At 72.9% G+C, this 1,716-nt stretch carries 1 pseudogene; it reads right to left on the bottom strand.

Annotation, left to right across the window (positions count from 1 at the left end):
• Window positions 1-1,059: pseudogene (locus tag ACLEQD_RS42820) on the bottom strand (hypothetical protein); the annotation flags it as partial.
• Window positions 1,060-1,716 lie beyond the last annotated feature (657 nt).

The raw sequence follows: 1,716 nt of genomic DNA, 5'->3' as shown, positions 1-1,716 counted from the left end.
CACGGGCTTGAGGGCGGGTTCCGCGCTGGAGACGAGGGCGACCTCGAACTCCGGGGGCAGGTCGGTCCGGCGCTCCTCGGTGGGCGCGGGGCTGGGGGGCTCCTCCGGAGGCGCCGGGGCCACCGCGTCGGCCTTGGGGGCGGCGGCGACCTGCCAGGACTCGGCGGGTTCAGCAGGCGTGGCGGAGGGCGCGGGCGAGTCTCCCGCCAAGCTGAATTCGAGCGCGTCCGCTTCGGCGTCCTGCGTGGCCGGCGCGGCAATGACAGACGCCGTTGGGGCTTCCACGGGCTCCGGCCGCGCAGGTTGATCCGCTTCAGGGGGCAGAGGCTCCGGCTTCGCGACTTCGACAGCGGCGGGCGGTTCCGGGAGGCCCTCGAACTCCATCGCCTCCAACAGCCCATCGGACTTCGGAGCGTCAGCGATGGCCGGTGGGGAGCTGGGCTCCGGCGGAGGGGCGTCCTTCGATTCAGCCGTGGGCGTGAGTGCTTCGGGAGCCGCGGCCAGGACCGGCTCCGGCTCGGGAGTCGACGGGGCCGCGTGCGGCTCGGCGGACATCACGTCCACGTCTTCGAGGACTCCCGTGGCTTCGGGGGCCTTGGCCTCTTCGTGCGGCTCCGCGGACATCACGTCCACGTCTTCGAGGACGTCCGTGGCTTCGGGTGCCTTGGCCTCTTCGTGCGGCTCGGCGGACATCACGTCCACGTCTTCGAGGACGTCCGAGGCCTCGGCAACGGCGGCCTTGGGCGGCTCCGCGGACACGGCGTCCGCGGCTTCGAGGATGTCGTCGTCGGAGAGATCATCCCCGGTCAGGGCCGCCTCGGTTTCGGGGGCCTTCACGGCTTCGGCTGCGACAGGCGCGGAGTCGAACGACTCGGGGCTCAGGCTGACGTCGGCGTCATCGATGAACTCGGCATCCAGCACCAGCTCGGACAGCGATGACGACTGGGAAGGCCGAGCGGTGGCAGCCTTCTCCTTCGCGTCCGACGGGGCATCCGGTGCGGCCTGCTTCGCGGAAGGGACGTCCGAGAACGCATCCGCCCACGTTCCTCCAAGGTCCAACCCCCCTCCACTGGCGGCCGGGACGTCCGAGGCCGTGACTGCTTGAGCCACGGGGGGCTGGGCCGCGCCGGAAGACAGCTCGACGACAGGCTTCGAGGCCGCCGTCTCAGCCCCGGCAATCCCTACCGGTGCCTTCGCGAGGTCAGTGATGGGTTCGGACGAAGCCTGGACGTCTGGAGTAGGCCCCAGGGTGGCATTCGTTCCACCAGACGGGCCTTGAGGCGCGACGGCTGGAGCACCGCCCTGAGAGGCATTCGCCGTCCCGACCGAGCCGTCAGCCATGGCGGGCGGCACGCTCCCGGGAGCGGTAGTCATTGGGCCAGCCTGCCCTTGGACAGACGCAGCAGCCGGGTTCTCCGGAGGAGGCGCGGCCACGGGCCCCACCGCGCCTGGACGCGGCGGCGGAACGGACGCCGGCACACCCGGAGGAGGCACGGCGCCCATGGCGCCAACGGCAACCGGGGGCATGGCTCCAGACGGAGGTCGCTGGCGCGGTGGCGCTCCAGGCGGAGGCGGCGGGCCTCCCGGCCTTCCCTGCGCGGCATTCGGCGGTGCGGCTCCCGGCATACCGGGAGGCCCCATCGGACGCGCGCCCGCGGTGCGCCCCCCGGAACCCCAGGAGCGGTCGGAGGCCGCTGCCCCGGAGGCACGGGACGC

Origin of the sequence: Corallococcus sp. 4LFB, from assembly GCF_046520365.1 — a bacterium.
GTDB lineage: Bacteria > Myxococcota > Myxococcia > Myxococcales > Myxococcaceae > Corallococcus > Corallococcus caeni.
The sequence above is the reverse complement of the archived record's forward strand: the minus strand, read 5'-3'. Positions and strand labels throughout refer to the sequence as shown.